Source organism: Phytobacter sp. V69 (assembly GCF_965644215.1).
Lineage (GTDB): Bacteria > Pseudomonadota > Gammaproteobacteria > Enterobacterales > Enterobacteriaceae > Phytobacter.
Window position 1 is genome coordinate 1 of the sequence record NZ_CBFFRL010000290.1, and the last position, 4,318, is coordinate 4,318.

Here is a 4,318-nt window from a genome sequence, read left to right on the forward strand (position 1 = left end):
ACCATTATTAGCGAAGCGAACCACGTCACCTAGCCGGAATTTCGTCATATTCTGCTGTTCATGCTGTTGTTGAAGGGTTCGGAGAAGTTCGATAATACACTGATTCAGTGCTCGTAGTTCTCTTTCGCTCAGAGTACTGACGATAAGTGGTTTTTGATTTGGCCTGCTGCCATTTTTTTGATTACGAGACATTAAGTTTTAGCCATGTGGTGACAAATTTAGCCCGAAACTTTAGCTCCGTCACTGTTATGCATAACCATGCATACCCGCAAAACTCACCAGCGCCATTGTGCGCTGTTTTTGTGGGGCAAGGCGTGTATTTTCACGGTTCAGACCTCAGAATCGCGCTGAGGCCGTTTCAGCGGTGCGGACAACGGGTGTTATGGTAAATCAGCCATGTGCTACACGTGGCGTGTCTTGCTCTCTTCACGCCTCAAAATATCCACCTTGTCGGTGGTTGTAGTGGTTACAAGACTGTTGAATCCTTTTTTTTGTAAACACTTCTGTAGTGTTCCAGTTTCTTATTAAAAAGCTCCCTCTCTTCTTTTGTGACTATGTCATCAATATTTATTGATGACATATCATTACCTTGCCGCTCTATAAAAGCATAAGTAGAGGCCGCGAAATCAGTTCCTTTTGTGCTCAGCTCGTCAATTAATTTTTTTATGTCACGCATAACTCCTCCATTAACCCATACTAACTGTAGTTACTATCACTATAGTTATTATAGGATGATAAAAGTTTTCTGTTTGTGTCGGATACCGACTTTTTTGGAATCACGGCCAGAAGGAGCGTAGTAGAACTTCATGTTCATTCTGGTTAACTGACCACAAATGAACGAGGAGACATTATGAATAGAATATTAAAGGCCAGTGTTCTCGTGATGGTAATCGTAGCTTCACCAGTCATTGCCAAGAGCATTTCTGTTACAGCCTCCACTCTTGACGAAGCCGAAGCCAAAGTTGCGTCAATCGCCAATGAGCAGAATGCCACTTACAAAATTACGGAAGCTAACACGAATAAGCGAGTTCATATGACGGCTGAACTTATCGAATAATCAGTAGCTAACAGAGCTGATTCAGATAAACAGGCAATAGATACCTAATGCCCCCATGGTGGGTATCAGAAAACCATGGGGAGCGGCGCGACCTTCATCTAGAAGGTTTCTTCTTGCCTTGCAACGGGCTTGATTGTGTGGGTGAAGTGTCAGACCTTAGCAATCACACTTCACCGCTTACTGCTGCCTTGTTCGCTCTTTTATCAGGTGCTAGTTATCGTACTGCGAGACGGGGTAGAGCTTAACTCTTTCGCGGTTAAGTTACGTACCCACCGTTTGCCTGTTTATCCTGCCGGAGTCCGGGGCGTAGACCTGAGCGTCTAAGGTGCAGATATTATTTTAATGTCGTTGAATGGTATTAAGCTGGTAGTGACAATGCTAGCCAGCCCTGCTAGGATAGGATTGCTACGTCTGATCCTGGCAGGTATCTGCGAAGAATTAGAGTACCGAAGCCCCGTGATTATGTCACGGGGCTTTTGTACATTTATCGCCTGATAATCAAAAACATCCCTTTATAAGTTCAGTAACGCCCGCCGCAGCCTCATGACCGAACGTCAGTGAGCGAATGCGCGAGGAGGCGTCATTTCACTTTACCCGCATGTTGCACCTACGCCCCTGAGCTGCATTTTCACCTGCCACAGGAAGCACTTCCCTGAATTCTCCCTTCGATTTACCATACTAAGCCAGTATACACTCCGCTAGCGCTCCGTGACTGGTTCAGGGCTGCGCCCCGAAACCCGCAAAGCCACTTAAGCGCCTGCGGCTTGTCCAACACCGTGCCGACCGGGAAAAGATTTCCCGCCCGTCCCGGCGTTATCAGGAGGCCGGATTGGCAAACAAACGTAGCAAAATGCTCACGATGTGGGTGACCGAAGATGAACACCGCCGTCTGCTGGAACGCTGCGACGGTAAACAGCTCGCAGCCTGGATGCGGCAGACGTGCTTGGACGAGAAGCCCGCCCGCGCCGGCAAACTTCCGTCGCTCTCACCGGCGCTGCTTCGTCAGCTTGCCGGCATGGGGAACAACCTTAACCAGATTGCCCGGCAGGTTAACGGCGGTGGCGGCAGCGGGCACGACCGCGTGCAGGTCGTCGCCGCGCTGATGGCCATCGATGCCGGACTCGAGCGGCTGCGGCATTCCGTGCTGGAAAAGGGGGCAGGCGATGATCGTTAAGTTTCACCCGCGAGGTCGCGGCGGTGGTGCCGGTCCGGTGGATTATCTGCTGGGAAAAGACCGCCAGCGCGAAGGTGCCAGCGTTCTGCAGGGGAAGCCGGAGGAAGTCCGGGAGCTTATCGACGCCTCGCCCTACGCCAAAAAATACACCTCCGGCGTCCTGTCCTTTGCCGAACAGGATTTACGGTCCGGCCAGCGTGAAAAGCTGATGGAGAGCTTCGAGCGGGTTCTGATGCCCGGACTCGATAAAGACCAGTACAGCGTGCTGTGGGTTGAGCACCTGGACAAGGGGCGGCTGGAGCTGAACTTCCTGATCCCGAACACGGAGCTGCTGACCGGCAGGCGTCTCCAGCCGTATTACGACCGCGCCGACCGTCCGCGCATTGATGCCTGGCAGACCATCGTGAACGGCAGGCTGGGGCTGCATGACCCGAACGCGCCGGAAAACCGACGGGCGCTGGTCACGCCGTCCGCGCTGCCGGAAACGAAGCAGGAAGCCACCCAGGCGATTACGCGTGGTTTACTGGCCTTAGCCTCATCCGGGGAACTGAAAACGCGTCAGGACGTCACTGAGGCGCTGGAAAGCGCAGGTTTTGAGGTGGTACGCACCACGAAAAGCAGCATCAGCATCGCCGACCCGGACGGGGGGCGAAACATCCGACTGAAGGGAGCCATCTATGAACAGTCTTTTAACGCTGGCGAAGGACTTAGAGCAGAAATCGAAAGCGCAGCAGCAGACTACCGGCGAGATGCTGAAAGCCGCATTCAGCGAGCACGAGAAGTCTGTCAGAGTGGAACTGAGCGAAAGCGAGAAGAGAATCAGCGTCGCCATCCTCGACCACGACCGGAAGCTGTCCTCAGCCATGAGCCAGCGAACCAAAGGGATGCTGCGCATGGTCAGCTAGACGTGGGGCGTGAGATACCAGGAAGACAATCAGGGGCGTTTTCTGGTGTTGCCGGAGGGCGTGAAAGCGGACACGAACTGGACGTTCGACAGCGGCAGGAAGAACGGCATCAGATTGGTACAGGAGTAGAGCAGCATGACGGAGCTGGAAAAACAATTATTGAGCGCATTAGAGCAGCTACAGCAGGACTACTCGAAAGGGCTGGACGAGTGGGAGAACGCCTTCGCGGAATGGCGGACGATGTCTGGTCTTATGCAACGGGAGAACGCGGCGCTGAGCGAGCGCGTCACAGTCTTGAGCAGGCAGGTGGAGAGTTTGAGCGAGCAGCTGCGCCGATTGTCGATAGGCTAAACACTATTGAAGCACACCGGGTGCAGGAGTTGGTGGAGCAGCATCAGAAAACTTACGATGCCCCTTCGCTGGGTTAAACGTCGTTATATGGCTGAACATAAAACGAGGGAAAATTAATGAAGCCGGATGAACTTTATGAACACGCAGTCTCTCTTCTTGCCCGTAAGGATTACAGCAACGGCGAAATGCGCAGGGCTTTACATCATATGACGGATGACGGGATGACTGTGGAAACTGTCATTGTCCGTCTTTGTGACAGCAAATATCTGAACGATCAGCGTATTGCTGAAAATATGGTGTCCCGTTTTTTGCGAAAACAGTATGGCCCGACCCGTATCAGGCAGGAGCTTCGACAGAAAGGTATCGATCAGGAGGTGACTGAAAAGACAATAAAAGACTGTGATGTGGACTGGTTTCAGATGGCATCAGGATGCCGGATTAAAAAATTTGGTGATGGTTATCCTTCCGATGCCAGAGAAAAAGGGCGTCAGATTCGGTTCCTGCAAAGTCGTGGTTTTTCGATGGATATGATCATCGAAGCTATCGCACCACCGGAAGACTAACGCTTACGCTCAGTGTGTCAGCCAATTCAGCTAACGATAAGTGACGTTTCTTTCCTTGCTTCATCGCTGATTACTTGTCGTTTTATTAAGGTAAGGACGTTCGGTGATACCGTCCATTGTCCACCTGTTTCTGAGTGTACTGACACTGTTTTTTTGTTGAAACGGATGATGATTCCCGTGACTTTTTTTTGACCATTATTAGCGAAGCGAACCACGTCACCTAGCCGGAATTTCGTCATATTCTGCTGTTCATGCTGTTGTTGAAGGG

At 51.5% G+C, this 4,318-nt stretch carries 7 protein-coding genes; 4 read left to right on the forward strand and 3 right to left on the reverse strand.

Translation table 11 applies throughout. The features are described 5' to 3' along the window. Both ACSZPU_RS23740 and ACSZPU_RS23745 read right to left on the reverse strand, forming a co-directional pair. Positions 1 to 192, reverse strand: a 192-nt coding sequence (locus ACSZPU_RS23740; RefSeq protein WP_499003952.1) for a hypothetical protein, incomplete at its 3' end; no start/stop codon positions are given. Between the two features lie 274 nt (positions 193 to 466). Then, entirely contained in the window at positions 467 to 676 is a 210-nt protein-coding gene (locus ACSZPU_RS23745) for a DNA polymerase III subunit theta (protein WP_437891815.1), read from the reverse strand. A gap of 207 nt (positions 677 to 883) precedes the next feature. Between ACSZPU_RS23745 and ACSZPU_RS23750 the strand changes: the two genes are divergently transcribed. The 4 genes from ACSZPU_RS23750 (at position 884) to ACSZPU_RS23765 (ending at position 4,050) form a co-directional block, all read left to right on the forward strand. Next, entirely contained in the window at positions 884 to 1,057 is a 174-nt protein-coding gene (locus ACSZPU_RS23750) for a YdgH/BhsA/McbA-like domain containing protein (protein WP_437891818.1), read from the forward strand. An 850-nt stretch (positions 1,058 to 1,907) separates the two neighbouring features. Further along, the gene (locus ACSZPU_RS23755) at positions 1,908 to 2,231 is read left to right on the forward strand and encodes a MobC family plasmid mobilization relaxosome protein (protein WP_499003961.1); all 324 of its coding nucleotides are present in this window, start codon (positions 1,908 to 1,910) and stop codon (positions 2,229 to 2,231) included. Then, positions 2,221 to 3,564: a plasmid mobilization relaxase MbeA gene (gene mbeA / locus ACSZPU_RS23760; protein WP_499003955.1), complete on the forward strand. Its 1,344-nt coding sequence runs from the start codon at positions 2,221 to 2,223 to the stop codon at positions 3,562 to 3,564. The genes ACSZPU_RS23755 and mbeA overlap by 11 nt, the downstream gene beginning before the upstream one ends. Positions 3,565 to 3,603: 39 nt before the next feature. Continuing rightward, the gene (locus ACSZPU_RS23765; protein WP_437891817.1) at positions 3,604 to 4,050 is read left to right on the forward strand and encodes a regulatory protein RecX; all 447 of its coding nucleotides are present in this window, start codon (positions 3,604 to 3,606) and stop codon (positions 4,048 to 4,050) included. Between the two features lie 26 nt (positions 4,051 to 4,076). Here ACSZPU_RS23765 and ACSZPU_RS23770 read toward each other — a convergent pair. Then, positions 4,077 to 4,318 (reverse strand): hypothetical protein (locus ACSZPU_RS23770; protein ID WP_499003959.1); only part of this gene is annotated, 242 nt, incomplete at its 5' end.